This window comes from Cupriavidus sp. 05T41, from assembly GCF_056396525.1.
Map to the genome: position 1 here is coordinate 1 of NZ_JBFTLQ010000037.1, position 18,401 is coordinate 18,401.

The 18,401-nt window shown below is 66.5% G+C and carries 19 protein-coding genes and 1 pseudogene; 8 read left to right on the top strand and 12 right to left on the bottom strand.

What is annotated here, in order from left to right; genetic code table 11:
- Positions 1-4 precede the first annotated feature (4 nt).
- Complete coding sequence (locus AC1DKV_RS21385; protein ID WP_477137923.1) at positions 5-817, bottom strand: TIGR03084 family metal-binding protein; 813 nt, start codon at positions 815-817, stop codon at positions 5-7.
- Between the two features lie 269 nt (positions 818-1,086).
- Between AC1DKV_RS21385 and AC1DKV_RS21390 the strand changes: the two genes are divergently transcribed.
- Positions 1,087-2,670, top strand: a complete 1,584-nt coding sequence (locus AC1DKV_RS21390; RefSeq protein WP_477137924.1) for a fatty acid--CoA ligase — start codon at positions 1,087-1,089, stop codon at positions 2,668-2,670.
- Between the two features lie 151 nt (positions 2,671-2,821).
- Here the strand turns inward: AC1DKV_RS21390 and AC1DKV_RS21395 are convergent.
- The 3 genes and pseudogenes from AC1DKV_RS21395 to AC1DKV_RS21405 all read right to left on the bottom strand — a co-directional run.
- Positions 2,822-2,929 (bottom strand): annotated as a pseudogene (locus tag AC1DKV_RS21395) (IS5/IS1182 family transposase); the annotation flags it as partial.
- A gap of 42 nt (positions 2,930-2,971) precedes the next feature.
- The gene (locus AC1DKV_RS21400) at positions 2,972-3,580 is read right to left on the bottom strand and encodes an NUDIX hydrolase (protein ID WP_477137925.1); all 609 of its coding nucleotides are present in this window, start codon (positions 3,578-3,580) and stop codon (positions 2,972-2,974) included.
- 858 nt (positions 3,581-4,438) lie between these two features.
- A complete protein-coding gene (locus AC1DKV_RS21405; RefSeq protein ID WP_477137926.1) occupies positions 4,439-5,410 on the bottom strand; it encodes a DNA-binding protein in 972 nt (323 codons plus the stop codon).
- Between the two features lie 340 nt (positions 5,411-5,750).
- Between AC1DKV_RS21405 and AC1DKV_RS21410 the strand changes: the two genes are divergently transcribed.
- From AC1DKV_RS21410 to AC1DKV_RS21425, 4 genes are all read left to right on the top strand, one after another.
- Positions 5,751-6,722 carry a site-specific integrase gene (locus tag AC1DKV_RS21410; RefSeq protein WP_441615317.1) on the top strand — a complete coding sequence of 324 codons (972 nt, stop codon included), beginning with the start codon at positions 5,751-5,753 and terminating at the stop codon, positions 6,720-6,722.
- Between the two features lie 171 nt (positions 6,723-6,893).
- Entirely contained in the window at positions 6,894-7,310 is a 417-nt protein-coding gene (locus AC1DKV_RS21415; protein ID WP_441615315.1) for a hypothetical protein, read from the top strand.
- A gap of 44 nt (positions 7,311-7,354) precedes the next feature.
- The gene (locus AC1DKV_RS21420) at positions 7,355-8,032 is read left to right on the top strand and encodes a sensor domain-containing diguanylate cyclase (RefSeq protein ID WP_477137927.1); all 678 of its coding nucleotides are present in this window, start codon (positions 7,355-7,357) and stop codon (positions 8,030-8,032) included.
- A 169-nt stretch (positions 8,033-8,201) separates the two neighbouring features.
- Positions 8,202-8,621: a hypothetical protein gene (locus AC1DKV_RS21425; protein WP_477137928.1), complete on the top strand. Its 420-nt coding sequence runs from the start codon at positions 8,202-8,204 to the stop codon at positions 8,619-8,621.
- 24 nt (positions 8,622-8,645) lie between these two features.
- On the opposite strand, the gene AC1DKV_RS21430 is transcribed toward AC1DKV_RS21425, so the two are convergent.
- The 3 genes from AC1DKV_RS21430 to AC1DKV_RS21440 form a co-directional block, all read right to left on the bottom strand.
- Complete coding sequence (locus AC1DKV_RS21430; protein ID WP_477137929.1) at positions 8,646-8,828, bottom strand: hypothetical protein; 183 nt, start codon at positions 8,826-8,828, stop codon at positions 8,646-8,648.
- Positions 8,829-8,989: 161 nt separating this feature from the next.
- Positions 8,990-9,655, bottom strand: coding sequence for a class I SAM-dependent methyltransferase (locus AC1DKV_RS21435; RefSeq protein WP_477137930.1), 666 nt, complete (start codon positions 9,653-9,655; stop codon positions 8,990-8,992).
- Positions 9,656-9,803: 148 nt separating this feature from the next.
- A complete protein-coding gene (locus tag AC1DKV_RS21440; RefSeq protein ID WP_441615306.1) occupies positions 9,804-10,253 on the bottom strand; it encodes a PA2169 family four-helix-bundle protein in 450 nt (149 codons plus the stop codon).
- Between the two features lie 558 nt (positions 10,254-10,811).
- On the opposite strand from AC1DKV_RS21440, the gene cqsA reads away from it, so the two are divergent.
- A complete protein-coding gene (gene cqsA / locus AC1DKV_RS21445) occupies positions 10,812-12,152 on the top strand; it encodes an alpha-hydroxyketone-type quorum-sensing autoinducer synthase (RefSeq protein WP_477137931.1) in 1,341 nt (446 codons plus the stop codon).
- 49 nt (positions 12,153-12,201) lie between these two features.
- On the opposite strand, the gene AC1DKV_RS21450 is transcribed toward cqsA, so the two are convergent.
- The 5 genes from AC1DKV_RS21450 to nthA form a co-directional block, all read right to left on the bottom strand.
- Entirely contained in the window at positions 12,202-13,551 is a 1,350-nt protein-coding gene (locus tag AC1DKV_RS21450; protein ID WP_477137932.1) for a sensor histidine kinase, read from the bottom strand.
- 139 nt (positions 13,552-13,690) lie between these two features.
- On the bottom strand, positions 13,691-14,287 hold the full coding sequence (ribA, locus tag AC1DKV_RS21455) for a GTP cyclohydrolase II (protein WP_477137933.1): 597 nt from the start codon (positions 14,285-14,287) through the stop codon (positions 13,691-13,693).
- Positions 14,288-14,460: 173 nt separating this feature from the next.
- Positions 14,461-14,826, bottom strand: a complete 366-nt coding sequence (locus AC1DKV_RS21460) for a nitrile hydratase accessory protein (protein WP_441615436.1) — start codon at positions 14,824-14,826, stop codon at positions 14,461-14,463.
- 40 nt (positions 14,827-14,866) lie between these two features.
- Complete coding sequence (gene nthB / locus AC1DKV_RS21465; RefSeq protein ID WP_477137934.1) at positions 14,867-15,538, bottom strand: nitrile hydratase subunit beta; 672 nt, start codon at positions 15,536-15,538, stop codon at positions 14,867-14,869.
- Positions 15,535-16,248 (bottom strand): nitrile hydratase subunit alpha, encoded by a 714-nt coding sequence (gene nthA / locus AC1DKV_RS21470; protein WP_477137935.1) that lies wholly within the window; start codon positions 16,246-16,248, stop codon positions 15,535-15,537. The genes nthB and nthA overlap by 4 nt, the downstream gene beginning before the upstream one ends.
- Positions 16,249-16,712: 464 nt before the next feature.
- Here nthA and AC1DKV_RS21475 point away from each other — a divergent pair, with 464 nt between their 5' ends.
- Both AC1DKV_RS21475 and AC1DKV_RS21480 read left to right on the top strand, forming a co-directional pair.
- Positions 16,713-17,348 (top strand): type 1 glutamine amidotransferase domain-containing protein, encoded by a 636-nt coding sequence (locus AC1DKV_RS21475; RefSeq protein ID WP_477137936.1) that lies wholly within the window; start codon positions 16,713-16,715, stop codon positions 17,346-17,348.
- Between the two features lie 235 nt (positions 17,349-17,583).
- The gene (locus AC1DKV_RS21480; RefSeq protein ID WP_477116459.1) at positions 17,584-18,396 is read left to right on the top strand and encodes an STAS domain-containing protein; all 813 of its coding nucleotides are present in this window, start codon (positions 17,584-17,586) and stop codon (positions 18,394-18,396) included.
- Positions 18,397-18,401: the final 5 nt, after the last annotated feature.

Sequence of the window (18,401 nt, forward strand, 5' to 3'; positions counted from 1 at the left end):
CCGTTCACCCGGCCTGCGCCGCGCGCACCACGCGCGTGCCGGCGGCCGGGCCGTTGGCCGGCGGGCCGGCGAAGCACTGGGCCTGGGCCAGCCACATCTGCGCCGGGCCGGGGCTGTAGGCCAGCGTGGTGTCGTCCAGGTGGCGCCGCTGCGTGACCAGCAGGCAGAAATCCTCGGCGCTGCCGCGCACGAAGTTGTCCGGCTGCGGCTCGTTCCAGGTCCAGGTGGCGCCGTCCGGCGAGGTCAGCGCGACGTAAGGCGCCGGCCCCGGCACCGGCTCGCCACGGTTGACGAAGGTCCAGCCGTAGGTGGTGGCGCCRATATGCGYGATATGGCGCAACCGCCCGCTGGGCTGGCGTATGCGGCCCACGGTATCCCACACATCCTGTCCGTGGGCCCAGGTTTCCATCAGCCGCGCCGTGGCGAAGCTGCGCGCGCTCATCGGCGGGCCGTACCAGGGCAGGCGCGCCTTGGGGTCGAGGGCGGCCAGCGTGCCGACCAGCTGTTCGTAGACCGGTTGCCAATACGCCAGCAGCGCCGGGCCGTCCAGGTGACCGTACTGCTCGCGCGCCACCGCGCTGATATGGCCACCGGCGGCCATCAGGGCATTGAGCACTTCGGCGCCGCGCAGGAAGGCTGCTGGGTCGGTGGCGGACTGCAGCGCGGTCTGGTCGAAATAGCACAGGTGGGCGATCTCGTCCCAGGCGCTCCAGCCGTAGAAGGCGCCGGGCTGGCGCCACTGCGCCGGGGTCAGGGTGGCGGCCAGGGCATGCAGCTCGCGGTATTCGGMGAGCAGGTCCTCGCAGGTGTCTTTCATGGGCAGGTCTGGTCTGGTTGGGGTCGGTCGCGTGTGGGCTGCGCAGGCTGCGCGGAGGCGGCAATCGCTTCGATTCTGTGCCCCCGGCGCGCCGGCAGTCTTGCGCTAAGTGGTCGCGGCGGCGGTGGCGCTTTACCCCGCCCGCCGCATATATGCACAAGCTAATTCATTATTTCCCAAAATACAGCCCCGCACTTATATTCGAAGGTTTTCGCCGGCCGGCGCCGAGCCGCCGCGGCCTCTCCCATCTTCGCCGTCGGAGCATTGCCTTGAGTCACGTCCTTACGCTGGGCGACACCCTTTCCTGGCCCGCGCGCTACCTGCCGCGCAAGACCGCGCTGATCGCCGGCACGGGCGACAGCCGCCGCGCCTGGACCTATGCGGAACTGGACGCCGAGGTCAACCGCCACGCCCACGCGCTGCTGTCCATCGGCATCGGCCACGGCGACGTGGTGGCGGCCTTCCTCTACAACACGCCGGCCTTCGTCTTCACCATGCTGGCGGCGGCCCGGGTGGGCGCGATCTTCAATCCCGTCAACTACCGGCTGGCGGCGCAGGAACTGGCCTTCATCCTGGAAGATGGCAAGGCGCGTGCCCTGCTGTTCGAGGCCGAAGGCGCGGCCGTGGCGCAGAAGGCGGCCGAACTGACGCCGGGCACCGCGCACTGGATCTATGCGGACCCCGATGCCGCGCCGGCCTTMGCCACGCACCGGCTGGACTCGCTGGCCGCCGCGCAGCCGGCCCATGCGCCGGGCATCGCGGTGGACGAGAACGATCCCTGCATCCTGATGTACACCAGCGGCACCACGGGCCGCCCCAAGGGCGTGCTGCACACCCACCGCAGCAAGCTGGCGCACAACGCGATGATGCACCAGGTGATGACGCTCTCACGCGAGGACGTAGGCTTGTCGGTCGCGCCGCTCAACCACACGGCCGAGCTGCACACCAGCTTCCTGCCGCGCCTGCACCTGGGCGCCACGCAGGTGCTGCTGCGGCGCTTCGACGCCGGCGAAGCGTGGGAGCTGGTGGAGCGGGAAAAGGTCACGCACTTCTTCGCCGCGCCGACCATGATCACCATGATGCTGCACCACCCCGACATCGGCACCCGCGATGTGTCCTCGCTGCGGCTGGTCGAGTACGGCGGCGCATCGATGGCGCCCCACCTGATCCGCGAATGGGACCGCACTGTGGGCGCCGGGCTGGTGCAGGTCTACGGCACCACCGAGATGGGGCCGTGCATGTCGGTGCTCTACCCGCATGAACAGCTCAGCCACGCCGGCTCGGCCGGCCTGCCGTCGCTCAACCACGACCTGGTGGTGGCGGCCCTGCGCGACGACGGCGCGCCCACCGATCCGTCCCAGCCGTGCGCACCCGGCGAAGTCGGCGAGATCCTGGTGCGMGGCCCCTGCATGATGGCCGGCTACCTGAACCGCCCCGACGCCAACGCGCGCGCCCTCGCCCACGGCTGGTACCACACCGGCKACCTGGGCAGCCTGGACGAAGACGGCTACCTGTGGGTGCGCGACCGGATCGACTACATGATCAACTCGGGCGCCGAGAACGTGTATCCGCGCGAAGTCGAGGATGCGCTGATCGAGCACCCCGCCGTGCTGGAAGTCGCCGTGATCGGCGAGCCCGACGAGACCTGGGGCCACATTGTCACGGCCCACGTGGTGGCCAAGCCGGGCGCCGAACTCAGCGCCGGCGTGCTTGACGACTTCCTGGTGCACGGCGACCGCCTGGCCGCCTACAAGCGTCCGCGCCGCTACTACCTGGTGGAGGCGCTGCCCAAGACGACKAGCGGCAAGATTCAGAAGCACTTGTTGCGCAAAGAGAGGTCGGCGTCACAATGACAGGCGCGACGACACCACGGAAACTGTTTCCATGACAGGATCCGACAGAAACCAAACCACGACTGCTGTCGGCCACAAACTCATCGCCTAGCGAAAATCGGAAAGGGAGACCCGATTTATCGATCGTTTTTGGCGCTTGCGATAAGAAGGCCTAACAAAATGACTTCCTGAGGTGACGCCAACAAATGATACAACAGGCGATTTTCAGGAAGGCTTCGTGAATGGTGGCGAGGCGCTCGGAGCGCACCCTCAATCTCTTCCCCTCCAGAAGTTCGTGCGCAAAAAATTAAGAATATTTAAATTAAAAAATATTTAGTGCATTACCCATTGATATACCTGAAAAATACACATTTGATTCTTCATTTTTTTGAACAAAAAAAATGCCCCTCAGAATCGAGGCTACATCGTAACCGGACAACATCAAAGACCCGTCCAATACCGCTCGGAATAAATMAATAAGGTCCATTTCAAACAGTTCTATGTCCGGCTCAAAAATTGAGGCGGATGTTGCCATGGCGTCATCGACAATTGCAACGAAGCTATATCCMACATTAGTGTGAGTGGACGGATTAACGATCATTTTTCCKGTTGAAAGTGGTGGCGCCAAGGGAAAGAGGCCAGTCTCCTCTCGTAACTCCCGGACTGCCGCGGCATCCGGGGTTTCGCCCTTGTCAATTAGTCCACCTGGAAGTCCGATCAAGACATCCCCATACCCGTGTCGATATTCACGAATGAGCAATACTCGCCCTTTCTTTGTGAGTGGCATAATATTTACCCAGTCTGCGCCACTTATTACATAGTACGGGTCAATTATCGATCCATCATGACGCTGACATCGATGTTGCGATAGATGCAACCACTGATCTCTAACCAACTCTTTTTTTTCAAGAATGCGCCACTTATTTATCATCCTTACCTCCGATTAAGTTATTAATTAAATCGCCATAAAGCCCCATCATTCCAGCAAATTTAATTCCGTAAATTCTGGCGTTACAATATTTTTAACCMACCCATCGATCTGGTTTTTTGAATTACGAATTTCTCAACCCGTAATTTTTCTACTGCTTTTTGTATATTTATTTTTAATATGGAGATAAAAACTTAATAATTGTCGACGTGCATTTTCAAAACGGGATGTACTTAAATATCAACCGTAGAGGCACGTACGTGGCTACTCAAGCGGAAATTTCCTAACATTGGTAGCGATATTTCACCGATTACTAGATGACACGGCCTCGATCAGGCAAAATATGATGAGCGCTATGTTTCTGTGGATATGGATGAGCGCCTGCTGATGGCGAACTTGACGTCTGCAAACATCACCCACAGGAGTGGCGGTTGGAGCCAATGCCCTGGCGACGCGTTGACCGGGATTGGGATCTGTTTGCAGATGGCCCGTCCGACTGCCGCACGTTAGCGGACAGCCGCGACACTCGACCTCGTCGTGCAAGTGGGGCGACGTCACGAGATCAGATCGGCTTCGCAGTGCTACACCGGGCTGGCGGAACGCATCGGCCACGTCAAAATGCTGCCCGTAGTCCCCGACCAGACGGCGCAGCCAATCACATCCAATCGAAGGTACRCATCGAACAAGATCTGAGCAGACTCCTTAATCCACAAGAGCTAAGTGTTGCAACGACGTTCTACAGGTGAGGCTACAGAGCTAGTGACGCTGCGGCGAGCACTGCCGACCGAATGGCTCCGCTTGGCATTGAGCCATCGTGCTTTGCCTTCGTTTGCTTGCCGGGGTACGGTAGGTGTCCGATTGTCAGACCTTGAACCGCGGCGGCCTCGCCGCCCGCAACTGACGGCCTCTCGCCGGCCCGGGCCGCGCCGACCGCAACGTCTCCGTCTCCCCTGCGGCGCGACTTTCCAGCCGCTGCCGGTATTCGGCCAGCATCCCCTCCTGCTGCCGCAGGCGCTCCTCCAGCACTGCCATCGCATTGCCCAGCCGCGTAGCCTCCCCGGCCTGACGCGCGGCTGCTTCCGCCGCTTCGGCCAGTTTCTGCTGCGCCGCGCGGCGCTCGTTCTCCTGCTGCCGCTGCMCTTCCTTGAGCGCCACGCGCGCAGCGTCCAGTTCCAGCGCCATGCGGCGCTCGTTGGCGCTGGMGCGTTCGGCCATGGTCTCGCGCTCCTTGTCCCAGGCGGCGCGCTGGCCGGCKGCTTCGGCCAGCAAGGCGTCTTTCTGCTGCTGGGCTTGCAGCAGGCGGCCGCGCAGCGTGTCGTTGTCCGCTTGCTGCGCCACTAGTTGCGCTTCGGCGCGTGCCGCCCGCTCAGTGGCTTCGTCGCKGGCGCGGGCCAGTTCGGCGAGCGCGCTGTCCGCGGCGTCGAGCCGGGCTTCGAGCACCGCGCGTTCCTGCGCCAATTCCTCCTGTTTCTCCCCCAACGCTTCCTGTGCGGCCCGCAGCGCGGCTTCGCGTTCCGCGAAGCCGGCGGCGGCGGCGGCCCGCGCTTCGGCCTGCGCCGCTTCCCACAGATAGCGCGCGGCCTGGTTCACCGGGTCCGGCAGGCTGGCCGGCGCCGCGAATGCCTGCGGGTCCTGCAGCCGTGCGCCGAGTCCCGCGAACCACGCATCCAGGTGCGGGCTGACCGTATTGGGCGAACCGCGGCCCAGATGCAGCCGGATGCGTTCGATGGTCGGGCGCTGCCCCGCCAGTAGCAAGGCATCGGCGGCCTGCCAGACGTCTTMGCGGGTAATGGCCCGGGAACGGGAGGAAGCGGGGAAATMGGCGTTTTGCATGGTTCGGGCAATCGGATTAACGGCTTTGGCAACACACATCAAATAAGGCTCGATAAGGAATAGTTATCGCGCCTTATCTTGTCTTCATGTATAATTTAATACAGCAGACATCATATTTATTATGATACATCGAGAAACGCCGCCTCGCCTTGGCGGAACCCCTGAAAACCCGCCAGATATCGCCCCTGAAAACCTGCCCGACGGTKGGCGGGGCCGCGTCGACCCTTCTTTCAGCCCTGCCCATGCCGATTTCCCCGCGCCGCTCCGCCCGTCAGAACTCGATCCGCCCGGCCGCCAGGCCGCAGAAGCGCTGTACCGGGAAGGCGAATCCGTCAACACGGTGGCCAGCTATCGTTCCGCCCTACGGTACTGGGCGGGCTGGTTCGCCCTGCGCTACGGTCAGCCGATCGCTCTTCCCTTGCAGCCGGCGGTCGTCATCCAGTTCCTGGTAGACCACGCCACGCGCAGTACGCCGCAAGGTCCCGTGAGTGAACTGCCGGCGGCCATCGATGCCGCACTGGTCGCGCGCGGGCTCAAGGCCCGCACCGGGCCACCCGCGCTGGCCACCTTGACGCACCGGCTGGCGGTGATCGCCAAGGCGCACCATCTGGAGGGTGCCGCCAACCCCTGCGCGGATCCGGCCGTGCGCGAGCTGCTGTCGCGCACGCGGCGCGCCTATGCCAGGCGCGGCGAGCGCCCGGCACGCAAGGCGGCACTGACGCGCGAGCCGCTGGCCCGCCTGCTGGCAACCTGTGACGACTCGCTGATCGGCCTGCGCGATCGCGCGCTGCTGCTGTTCGCCTGGTCCAGCGGTGGCCGGCGGCGTTCGGAAGTGGCCGGGGCCACCCTGGCCAACCTCACACGGCTGGCGCCGGGCGAATTCGTCTATGAACTGGGGTGGTCGAAGACCAACCAGTCCGGGGCCGACCTGCCGGATAACGCCAAGCCGGTGATCGGCGCGGCCGGCGCCGCGCTCGAAGCGTGGCTGCATGCGGCCGCGCTGAGCGAAGGCGCGATCTTCCGGCGCGTGCGCCGCGGCGGGCATGTGGGCGAAGGGCTGTCCGCGGCCGCCGTGCGCAAGATCGTCAAGCAGCGCTGCGAGCAGGCAGGAGTGGAGGGAGATTTTTCGGCGCACTCGCTGCGCTCGGGCTTCGTGACCGAGGCGGCGGCGCGCCAGGTGCCGCTGGCGGAAACCATGGCCATGACGGGCCATACCAGCGTCGCMACGCTGGTGCGCTACTTCCGCGCGGCGGATGCGCGGCGCTCGGCGGCAGCGGACCTGATCGGCAACGTCGGGGACGGCGAGGCTTAGGGCCTCCACGGCGCGGTGCGCCTGCCCGGTCACCTCGGGACTGGACAAGCCGCGCCGGCCGCACAAGAATGCCGACTTGGCCACACGCGGGTGAATCCGGCGCAGCGCCGATGCCTTGGCCACCCGACCCACCGACAGTGCCCGCCCGGGCGCCATCCACAGGAGATCTGCATGCGGCACTGGCTCATTCTGCTTGTCCTGGGCGTTTGCACCGGGCTCGCACATGCCGGCAAATGCGTCAACGGCGACAAGACGCTCTATTCGGATACGGCCTGCCCGCCGGGCTGGCGGGCCGCCGCGCTGGGCGGCAACCTGTCGCGCATCAGTCCCGAGCCGGAGACGGACGCGGCCAACCAACAGTTCCTGCGCAAGCGCGAGGCCGAGGAGCGCGAGTACCAGGCGCGCCTGGTACGCGAGCAGAACGACCTGGCACGCTCCGAGATCAACCAGTGCTATATGCTGGCCAGCCAGATGCGCCAGCTGGAATCCGACTACGCCGCGCGCCAGCGTGCACGGCTGCCCGAGGTGGAGAACTATCGGGCGCGCAACCGCTACCTGCGTGACCAGATGGCGCGGCTGCGCTGCTGAGCAGCCCGCGCGTGCGGTGCCGGATGTCCATTTGAAGGCGGTGATTGATTACAATCTGCGGCTGCCAGGCCGATATCATCCGCTTCTATGCCGGCTGCCCGCTGGCGGTGGCCAACGGCAGCAAGCTGGGCACCTTGTGCCTGATCGACGTGCAGCCGCGCGAGTTTGGCGAAGATGACMGCGCCCTGCTGCGCKACCTGGCGCGCATGGCCGAGCAGGAACTCGCCGCCMTGCAGCTCGCCACCATGGACGAACTCACGCTGCTGTCCAACCGCCGCGGCTTCTCCGCGCTGGCCCAGCACGCGCTCAACGTCTGCACGCGCCTGGAAAAGCCCGCCACGCTGCTGTTCTTCGACATGGACGGCTTCAAGGCCATCAACGACCGCTTCGGCCATGCCGAGGGCGACCGCGCGCTCAATGCTTTCGCCGCCGAACTGCGCCATTGCCTGCGCGACTCCGACGTGATCGGCCGCCTGGGCGGCGACGAATTCGTGGCGCTGCTGACCAGCACCGACGCGGCCGCCTGCGAGGCCACGCTGAGCCGGCTGCGGGCGGGCGTGGCCGCGCAGAACCTGCAGGCCGCGCGCGGCTATGACATCGAGTTCAGCGTGGGCTCCATCGTCTTCGATGCGGGCCGGCACAACGGCATCGCCGCGCTGCTGGGCGAGGCCGACACAGCGATGTATGCGAACAAGGCGCTGCGCAAGGCCGCACGGCGCTGACCGCCGGCCCGCGGGCGCCAGGTCCTACCACAGTGCGCGCCGTGCTGGATGCCTCGGCTGCATCACTGTGTCGGGACTGCCTCGCTCTCTTCATGCCCCTCCCGCCGGGCAGGCAGCCCTGCCTATACTGGCATGCGGGCCGCACGGCCGCTAGCAACGGAGAAGGGATATGCCGAACGAACAATTCCTCGCCAAGCAGGAAGACCGCMGCAGCGGGCTACGCGCATTGCGCGCCGCSCTGCTCAAGGTGCACAAGGAGGTGATTGCGCTGGGCCGCGTGGAGTACGAGCGCCTGCACGGCCCGATCCCTGCCGGCCTGTTCGTGCAGGTTGTGACCGAGGAGACGTATTTTCGCTGGCTCGATCCGCTCTCGCGCCTGATCATCGAGATCGACGAGGAACTGGATGCGCCCGAGCATCACGACGAAACCTGCCGCGCCGTGGCCGCCGCCACCGAAAAACTGTTTGGCGCGCAAGGCGAGCCCGTCTTTMGCGACCGCTACCAGCAGGCCCTGCAGGACGAATCCGGCGTGATCGTTGCCCACGGGCAACTGATGAAGGTCATCGGCCAGCTGCGCACGCTGGCCTGAGGGGGCCGGGCACGGCCCCCGCTTCTACTTGCCGTGCGCGGTGTCGACGGAAATCGGGTCGCTGGCCGGGAAGGTCTMGCGCAGGGCTTCGTCCAGTTCATCTTCCTGATGGTCCGCGCCTGGCTCCGGGGTGCCCTTGCCAGGCACAGGCGCCTGCTTGGCGGGCTTGGGTGGCGCCGGCTGTTTCGGCGAGACGGGCTTGGTCATGGCCTGATCCTGGGCAAGGGAGATGAGCCTTGATCTTAGAAGGCTTTGCAGCGAGATGCCAATCGCGGCGCCCCGCGGCCTCCACGGCCACGCCACTGCGGCCACTGCGGCCTCGATGCGCCGTACCGCCGTACCACAGTACAAGCGGACGATCATGCMGATCATGCGATGCCCTCCCGCGAGGCCACCGAGCCGCTGCCGCGCAACCAGGCTTGCATGAGGAAATCCGCCTCCGCATGGGTGGCAATGCAGGGCAGGCCCGTGTGTTTCTCCAGCAGCGCATGGGCACGCTCGGGCGGCACCCGGCGCCCGGCGAAGGGATGACGCCAGTGACACGCCAGCAGCAGGCCGCCGTGTACCAGCGAGCGCCGTACACGCCGGCCCAGCTTGGCTACCTGATCTTCCGGCAGGTAGTAAGCCAGCTCGCTGATCACGATCAGCTCGAAGCTGGCGCGCGGCCACGCCTCGGGCACGGTGAGCTGCATCACGCGCACATTGGGAATGCCGGCTAGTCGCTGGCGCGCGGCCTCCACGGCGCGCGGATGCATGTCGGCCGCCAGCAGGCTGTCGCAGCGGCGCGCCAGCGCCGCGCACAGTTCGCCATTGCCGCAACCGGGCTCGAAGGCGCAGCGGTAGCGCTTCCGGTCCAGCATGGCCAGCATCAGGCCACGCTTGCGCGCCTCGTACCAGCTCGTGYGGTAAGACYAGGGATCGTCGCTGCTGGCATAGAGCGCATCGAAGTATGTGCCCATGTCCTGCGGCGCGGCTACGGGATCCGGGGCTTCGCCCGGGGATTCGCTGTCGATGACAACAAGAGGCGGCTTCATGATGCGGCACCATCGCGCAAGCCGGTCTCCCGATCCCCGGCGTCGGCACGAAGGTAAGCAGGCGTGGCCACGGTCAGCCCGAGGGTTCGGCGCAAAGGTCCAGGCCCGCAGGTTCCGGCTTCGCGCCGGCCTGCGGGAAGCCCGTGCTTCAGGCCGCGCGATAGCGGTTGCGCAGGTCGCGGATCAGGTCGTGGTTGCGCAGCACGCCCTGATACTGGCGCTCCACCAGCGCACGGATATCGAAGCCCAGTTCGCTTTCCTGCAGCGCATCCGCGTATTTCTTCTTGGCCACATCTTCGCCCTTCTCGGTTTCCTCGAGGATGGCGAGGTCGCTGCGGTCCGCTACGGCCGTGCGCAGGCTGACCCAGCCGCGATGCAGCGCGCCCGCCACGCTGCCGTGATCCTCGGGCTTGCCGCCCAGTGCCGCCACCTGGGCCTGCAGTTCGGCCACCGCGCCGGCGATCTCGCTCGCGCGCCCGGAGAACAGCGACTTCAGTTCGGGGTTCTGCGCGTCTTCCGCTGCCTTGCGGAACCCTTGCTCGCCATCGCGCGACACCTCGATCAGGTCGTTGAGTACGGAAATGTTCTTTTCAGCCATGTMAGCTCCTCGGAGGGATTCGTGTTCGACAGAAGCATGACGCCGCGGGGACGTCATACGGCTACCTGTGGATAACGCTGGCTCGGCTGCGGGGCGGCGATGCCCCTTGCCCAGCACCCMTTCAAGATAAAGGACACCGCGCGACGGCGGCTGTAGGGCGCCCCCCGGAAACGTTGTCGGCGCACGCCTACAGCGCTGCGCCGCAACGACGTTCCCGCGCACATGCGGGACGAGACCTGCTGTGGCCCGCGATGTCCGCTGCGAGTCAGCCGGGTCCTGCGGCACGGCCCCGGCCGTCACGCGCGGCGTTGTTTTTGTGGCGTCTCAAACACTTTTTGCGCTTATCCCGTCACAACTGACCGCAAGCGGACAGGCGAATTMCCCGCCACACGGCAGAATAGCCTTGTCGGCGCAACACGCAATTTGCCACAGGCACCCTGATTCACTCCAGACCAACATTGCGAACAATGGGTACGGACAGCGCGCCTGCGTTGCAACGACTCTCGCCGGCCGTTTTGCGGCCGGTTTTTTCGTCGGAGTGCTTCCTTGGGGAATGTAATGATCAAAACGGATACGAACTGCCTGGAACTKGATCGCAACGCGGGTCAAGCCGCAACCTCGCCTGCGGCGCCTGCCGCGGCATGGCCGGACTTCATCACCTCGCGCGTCGCGGGGCACGAAGTGGAGCGGGTACAGAAACGCTGGGGCGGCAGCCATCTGTTGCACGGCAGGCAGCCCGGTCCCGACGCGGTGCACTTTTCCAGCAACGACTATCTCAGCCTGCTTGGCGAGCAGGAACTGGTCATGGCCCAGGTTACCGCGATGCGCGGGCCGGAAAGCGAGCTGCTGATGTCCGCGGTCTTCCAGTACGGCGACAATCCGACCAGCCGCCTGGAGCGCAAGCTGGCGGCATTCTCCGGTGCCGAGGCCAGTATCCTCTGCCAGTCCGGCTGGGCCGCCAATGTGGGCCTGCTGCAAAGCATCGCCAACGAGCGCACGCCCGTCTACCTCGACATGCTGGCCMATATGTCCTTGTGGGAAGGCGCCCACGCGGCGCGCGCGCGTGCCGTGCCCTTCATGCACAACGATGCCGAGCACGCKGAACGGCAGATCCGCAAGGAAGGGCCCGGCGTCATCGTGGTGGACTCGGTGTACAGCACCAACGGCAGCTTGTGCCCGCTGACCGATTTCGTCGAAGTGGCCGAGCGCACCGGCAGCGTGCTGGTGGTCGACGAATCCCATTCGCTGGGAACGCACGGCCCCGGCGGAGCCGGCCTGGTGGCGCAGCTCGGCCTGTCGCAGCGGGTTCACTTCCAGACCGCCAGCCTGGCCAAGGCCTTCGGCGGCCGCGCCGGCCTGGTTACCTGCCCCGCTTCGTTCAAGGGCTACTTCGCCGCGGAATCGCGGCCCGCGATCTTCAGCTCGGGGCTGCTGCACCATGAGCTGGCCTGGTTCGACGCCGCCGCKGATTTCATCGTCACMGCCGACGACCGCCGCGCCCGCCTGCATGCCATCTCCGCCCAGGTGCGCGGCGCGCTTGCCGAGTTGGGTTACAACGTCTCGGCCGGCTCGGAGCAGATCATCGCGCTGGAGTCGGGCACCGAGGAGCAGACCCTGGTGCTGCGCGACGCCTTGCAGTCGCGCGGGATCTTCGGCGCCGTCTTCTGCGCGCCGGCCACGGCACGAGATCGCGCACTGATGCGGCTGACCATGAATGCGTGCCTGACCGCGGTGGAAACCGAAAGGCTGATCCAGGTCTGCGCCGAGATCCGCGACGAAGTGAACCTGGCTGGCTGGCGATCGAGCCAGCGCCGCCAGCGCACGCCGCTGGCAAGGCCGGCGGCGCCGAAGCATGCCGTGGCCCGCGCAGCGCTGGAAATGGCGGGTAGCGAGGCCTGAGCGGCGCGGCCGTTCACCCGCTGCCACGGGTGCGCGGCCAGGCAATATGTCAGCCCGGCGCGCCGGCGCCTTCAGGCTGGGGCGCGATCAGCGGAAACTCCAGCACGAACTCKGTGTGGGCGTGCTCGATCGAGTTGCAGTGGATACGGCCGCCCCAGGCCTCCAGCGTTTCCTTGCAGAACGCCAGGCCGATGCCGGTGCCTTCGTTGCGCGKATACGTATGGAAGCGCTTGAAGATGGACGACAGCTCCCGCTCCGGGATTCCGGTGCCGGTATCGCGAAAGACCAGGCGGTTGCGCCGTGCACCCTGCTCAAGGCGCAGCCGGATCTCGCCATGACCGGCTCGCGCCAGCGCGTGCAAGGCATTCTTGATCAGGTTGAACAGCACCATGACCAGCAGCTTCTGCTCCGCGCGCACGAGGAAATCGTCGTCCAGGTCCGCCAGCACGAGTTCGCGCTGCCCCGCCTCGAACGGGTAGCGGCTGAGCGCCTCGCGCACGGCCAGGGCCATCGGGAACGGATCTCCGGGCTCCCGGTCCGCGCCGCCGCGCGCGTTGATGAGCAGCACGTCGATGCCATGGTTCATGCGCTCGACCTCGAGCTGGATTCGCGGCAAGGCATCCTTGAGCAGGCCGAAATGCGCGCGCGGCAGGTTCAGCGAGTTTTCCGGCGTCTCGTTTTCTTCATAGAAGCGGATCAGGCCGGGCAGGTATCGCCCCATGCCCAGCGCGGTCGATCCGATGCTGCGGATCGGCGTGCGCAGTTCATGCGCCACGGTGCCCAGCGCGATCGCCATGCCGTCGAGCTTTTCCTGGATCAGGATGCGCTGGTCGATCTTGAGGACGGCGATGGTGCAGATGGTGAACCCGATGATGGGCAGCTCCACCGGCCAGTTCACCGCCAGCAGCCCCGCCGGCGGCGGCGTCACGTAGTTGTAGACCAGCCAGGCGGCCGCCGTGCCCACGCCCAGCGAGGCGGCACCCCCCACCCAGCCGCTGAAGTTGAACAGGATGATCACCGCGATCACGAGCGACTGCGACCAGACCAGGTTGCCGTGGTTCATCAGGTACAGATAAACGAAGACAAACKACAGGCAATAGGTCAGCGTGACGAGGAAATAGGCAGGAAGCCATTTCCTGTCGCGCAGGTCCCGCGTCACGATCAGTGGCAGGCACATCAGCATGGCCACCAGGCGCAGGGTCAGGCTCTCGTACGGCTGCGGGAACCAGAACGTCCAGACCAGGTAGAACACGGGAAAGCMGATGAACGCCAGCCATCCCAGCAGCCGGATGCGCTTGATCTGGGCCGGCTGGCGGATATCGAGATGAACTTCCCGGGCAAGCACCCGGCGAAGGCGCACCGCACCTTCACCGCAACTGCGTTGAATCTGGGCAAGCATGTTCCAAACCGGCTGGTGGTGGCGTCGATACGCCAGTGTATCCGGATACGCCGGGAGGCCGGCTGATTTTGTGCTCTTTTCGCAGCTTGGCGTTGCGATGGGCGGGCCAGCCGGTCCCGCCGCACCACGGTCTCAGGGCTCAGTCCAGCAGATGCCCCATCCGCACGCGCTTGGTGGCCAGGTACTTCTCGTTCTCGGCATTCGACGGGATGATGTGGCGCATCTGCTCTACCACCGTGATGCCGGCGGCTTCGAGCGCCAGTTTCTTCTTCGGGTTGTTGCTCATCAGSCGGAYCGACTTCACGCCCCACTGGYGCAGCAKRTCGGCCGCRAAMGCGTAGKTGCGGGCGTCGATKKCCTGGCCCAGSGCSAGGTTGGCGTCAACGGTATCCAGGCCTTCGTCCTGCAGCGCATAGGCGCGGATCTTGTGGCCCAGGCCGATGCCGCGCCCTTCCTGGCCGCGCAGGTACAGCAGGATGCCGCGGCCCTCCTCGGCGATCTTCTCCATCGCGAGTTCGAGCTGCTCGCCGCAGTCGCAGCGGCAGGAGCCGAACACGTCGCCGGTCAGGCACTCCGAGTGCAGGCGGGTCAGCACGCCMTCGCCGGTGATATCGCCGACGCTCAGCGCCAGGTGTTCGATGCCCGAAACGGCGCCCTTGAATGCATGGGCGGTGAATTTGCCGAAGCGGGTCGGCAGGCGGGCCGAGCCGATCAGCTCGATTTCTGTGTCATTCATGTCAGTCGGTAGTGGCGCCACCCTTGCCGGCAGGGCAACGGGGCGCGCTTTGGCAGCGTCTAGCCCGCTAAKGTAGCACGAGCGGGGCCGGATCGCAGGGACGCTGGCGCGGGCACGGGGCGAGCAGGGTTTCCGGCAGGCTTCCAATGACTCAAAAGTTTATCATGAGACACTTAACTGTCGGCCTGGCCGCCGTCCTTTCCATCCAGCTCGATCGGCTGCCCATGCGGCGTACGGCGTGCCGCCGCCGCCCATGCCGCGCGCCGGTCCAGCAGCGCATCGGTCCCCACCAGGCCCTTGGCCGTGCTGAGGCGTTCAAGCGCAGTCAGCCAGAAACGGTAGTAGTGCTCGCCGTTGTCCGGGTCGCCCGCGGCCTGCGCTTCGCGGATCACCTGCGACAGGATGGCGGCCCATTCAGGCCAGGTAAAGGCGCCGCGCTCGTGCAGGGCAAGCGCCATGGCAAAGGCCTGTGCCTCCCAGGGCTCGCGGAAGACCGGGCCGGTGCTGTCGCAAGGCAGGGCCGGCAGCGCGGCGCGCATGGCCTGCAGCCTGTCGGGCGTGAAACCGGCGGCGACAGCCTCAGCCATGAGCCACCTCCACCGCTTCGAGATAGGGCTCCCAGCAATCCACGCTGACCGAGKATGCGGTCGTATCCGGGCCCCAGAGTTCGGCGGCGTCGAAGCGCACGGTGTAGAGCCATTGCGGCTGCTCGCCGGCGCCCGTKGCGCTGGCGTCGGGAAAGACATGGGCACCATGGACCGCCACKATCTCGCCCTGGCGCCCGCGGCAATAGCGCGGCAGGCGGGTGTGGCCGGGCGGATGCATCATGCGGGCGCGCACGCGCTGGCCGGGCCGGAAGCGCGCCTCGCCGCAGGCCGRCCGCGCGCTCGGTGAACCGCGCGCGAGCGCGCCGCTTACCTGATCCGCTGCCAGCACGCGCGCCAGCGCCACCGGTGGCGTGGCGCAATGGCCGCTGGCGATTTCCTCCGCGCTGGCCAGGCCCGTCTTCAGGAGCAGGGCCTTGAGCCCTTCGAACCAGATCTGGTAATAGCTGCTGCCGAGGTACTGCGCGGGCGGCAGGCTCTCGCGGGCCGCGCGGGACGTGTCGATATTCCACTGGCCGGTCGCGCCCATCGCCAGCGTCAGCGCCAGCACGCGGCGCTCCCACTCGGCGTGGAAGGGCGGCTCGCCGGCTTCGGGGCGGACCGGGCCGAAACCCTGCATGCCGCCCAGATCTTGCGCGCCATTCATTGCGATACCTCCGCGCCGGCCGTGGCCGGGACGCCCACGTCGGGCAGCAGGCCAGTGCCGATCATGGCGTCGCGCGTGACCAGGTCCGCCAGCGCCTGCTCGCTCCAGCCATCGGTGCCGGCCGGGCGCATCGGCAGCACCAGGTAGCGCAGCTCTGCGGTGGAATCCCACACCTGGATCTTCACCGCGTCCGGCAGCGTAAAGCCGAAGTCGCGCAGTACGCCGCGCGGGTCGATCACGGCGCGCGCGCGGTATGGCGCGGACTTGTACCAGACAGGCGGCAGCCCGAGTACCGGCCAGGGATAGCAGGAACACAGGGTGCAGACCACCATATTGTGGACGGCGGGCGTGTTMTCCAGCACCAGCATGTGCTCGCCCTGGCGGCCGCTGAAACCGAGCGATGCGATGGCGGCGGTGGCATCCGCCAGCAGCCATGCCTTGTAAGCGGGATCGGCCCACGCCCTGGCCACCACGCGCGCGCCGTTGCGGGGGCCGATGCGCTGCTCGTAGGTCTCGATCAGCAGGTCCAGCGCGGCCGGGTCKACGTAGCCTTTTTCGACCAGCAGCGATTCCAGCGCGCGCACGCGCAGGTCCATGTCCGAAAGCGTGCTGCCGCCATGGTCGTGGCCATGATGATCGTGCCCATGGCCGTGATCGTGCGGGTCGTGCCGCGGGGGATTGCCGGACGGGCCGGAAGGATCGGAAGGCATCGGCGTCGGGGGTGGGCTGGCGTGGCGACAAGCGTCGCAAGTGCTCAGTATGGCCACGCCGGCGTCGCTTGGCAATTGGCCGCCAGCGTCTGCCAGCCGCGCTCCGGCACGGTCCGGCAAGCGCATGGCCGGTCGGCCAGACACCGCCGTGCGCCGCTTGCCAAGCGCCGGCGGGGCATGGTTATTGCCACTCCCCAAGGCATGCMGGGCGCGCGCTGCCCGTGTTGTCAGGAGTCAAGCCAGGCGCGCAGGCGCACTGGGGCAAAGCCGCGCGCAAGTCAGCCGGCGCCTGGCTGCGGGCAGGCCGCACATGCCGGTTTTACACGCGCACGCCAAAGCTACACGGTGGCCAGGCGGCGGACCATGCTGCCGCCCTGCCCCTGCCGCGCGGATTCTTTCCGTCCCGTTTTTCCCTTTTCCCCGTAGTGCCGGCCTCTCCGGCCGGCCGAAGCCAGGAGTTGCACATGAATCAGGATCGTCCCCACATGCCTCACACCGACCATAGCCCCACCGAACTGGCCGGCAAGCGCGTCGCGCTGCTGGTCACCGACATGTTCGAGCAGGTCGAGCTCACCGGCCCGCGCCAGGCGCTGCAGCAGGCGGGCGCCACCACGGTGATCGTGGCCCCGCAGGCCGGCCAGGTCCAGGGCGCCCATCACGACAGCAAGGCCGACCGCTTCGACGTGCAGGCCGTCCTGTCCGACGCCCGCCCCGAGGAATTCGACGCCGTCATGCTGCCCGGCGGGGTCATKAACGCCGACACGCTGCGCACCAACGCCGAGGCACAACGCTTCGTCAGGCGAATCCAGGACGACGGCAAGCCGGTGGCAGTGATCTGCCACGGCGCGTGGCTGCTGGTATCGGCGGGCATGGTCAGGGGGCGCACCMTGACCAGCTGGCCTTCGCTGGCCGACGACATCCGCAATGCCGGCGGCGAATGGGTGGACCGCGAAGTCGTACGCGACGGCAACTGGGTCAGCAGCCGCAAGCCCGACGACATTCCTGCCTTCAACCGCGAAATGGTAGCGCTGTTCAGTGCCGGCGCGGGCGCGGGCGCTGGCCAGGACAATGGCGCCCCGCGGCGCCGGCAGGCCATGTAGGACAGCGCCGGCAGCGCGCTGACGGCACCGTCCTACAAGCGGGCACGGCTTTTGCGCGATACGGCTGCCACACGGAGCGGCGCCGGGCGGCGGGGACTCCACCCGCCACCCGCAGCCCGTTGCTGACAAGGACCAACCATCGTCAACCGCATCCCAGGGGAAAATCGTGGCGCACACGCTGCATGCAGAATCTACCGATCCGAGCCCGGACTTTCTTGTAGTTTTTACAAACGAGATGGACCAGTTGCTGGATGAATGGGTCGGACTGCAACTGGCAGAGCCCGGTGGGCAGCGCCTGTCCGCAGCCGATCTGCGGGACCAGGCCCAGCGCTTCCTGCACGGCTTGCGCGAAGCGCTGCGGGCCGGCGCCGCACCCGACCTGGAGACGCCGGCGTGGGAGCGCGTGCGCGGCGTGCTGGCCGACATCTCGCGCCGCCGCGCGCGCGAAGGCTTTTCGGCAGCGGATACCGCTACCTTCGTGTTCTCGCTCAAGCAGCCGGTGTTCGTGCGGCTGCGCAAGGCGCTGGCGAACAGCCCCGCGCAACTGGCGGATCAGACCTGGGCGGTCAGCGCCCTGCTCGACAAGCTCGGGCTTTACACCACCACGCTCTACCAGAACAGCCGCGAGGAGGTCATCGCGCGCCAGCAACGCGAGCTGATGGAACTCTCCACCCCTGTGGTCCAGCTGTGGGATGACATCCTGGCCCTGCCGCTGATCGGCACGCTGGACAGCGCGCGCACGCAGACCGTGATGGAAAGCCTGCTGCAGAAGATCGTGGAGTCCGGCGCATCGATTGCCATCATCGACATCACCGGCGTGCCGACCGTGGACACCCTGGTCGCGCAGCATCTGCTCAAGACCGTGGCCGCAGCGCGCCTGATGGGTGCGGACTGCATCATCAGCGGCATCCGCCCGCAGATCGCGCAGACCATCGTCCACCTGGGCGTGGACCTCGCCAACGTGACCACCAAGGCAACCCTGGCAGATGCATTCCAGGTGGCCCTCAAGCGGACCGGCGGCTCGATCGGCAGCGCCGGGTCGCACTAGCCAAC

Bases quoted from the DNA above. Each gene is read 5' to 3' on its own strand.
- AC1DKV_RS21415 (WP_441615315.1), top strand. From the start codon at position 6,894: ATGCGGCACTGGCTCATTCTGCTTGTCCTGGGCGTTTGCACCGGGCTC.
- AC1DKV_RS21440 (WP_441615306.1), bottom strand. From the start codon at position 10,253: ATGGCTGAAAAGAACATTTCCGTACTCAACGACCTGATCGAGGTGTCG.
- AC1DKV_RS21460 (WP_441615436.1), bottom strand. From the start codon at position 14,826: ATGCGCGCCGCGCTGCCGGCCCTGCCTTGCGACAGCACCGGCCCGGTC.
- AC1DKV_RS21480 (WP_477116459.1), top strand. From the start codon at position 17,584: ATGGACCAGTTGCTGGATGAATGGGTCGGACTGCAACTGGCAGAGCCC.